The organism is Virgibacillus sp. 7505 (assembly GCF_002272135.1).
Classification (GTDB): domain Bacteria; phylum Bacillota; class Bacilli; order Bacillales; family Amphibacillaceae; genus Terribacillus.
In genome coordinates, this window is record NZ_NPBF01000154.1 from 1 (window position 1) to 291 (window position 291).

A 291-nucleotide genomic window follows, 5' to 3' on the forward strand; every position below is an offset into this window, starting at 1 on the left:
CGTAAAGGTCCAGTTGCACGTCGTGACGTATTGCCTGATCCAATATACAATTCTAAACTTGTTACCCGCCTCATTAACCGCATCATGGTTGACGGGAAGCGTGGAACAGCACAAACGATTCTTTATAATGCGTTTGAACTAGTAAAAGAGCGTAGCGGTAACGATCCAATGGAAGTATTTGATCAAGCGTTGAAAAACATTATGCCTGTCCTTGAAGTAAAAGCTCGCCGTGTCGGCGGTTCTAACTATCAAGTGCCAATTGAAGTAAAACCAGAGCGTCGTACGACTCTA

1 protein-coding gene is annotated in these 291 nt (G+C 44.0%); it reads left to right on the plus strand.

Annotated elements, in window-relative coordinates; genetic code table 11:
- Positions 1-291: uS7 family ribosomal protein (locus CHH91_RS18380; RefSeq protein ID WP_483372415.1), on the plus strand; the 291-nt coding region annotated here is incomplete at both ends.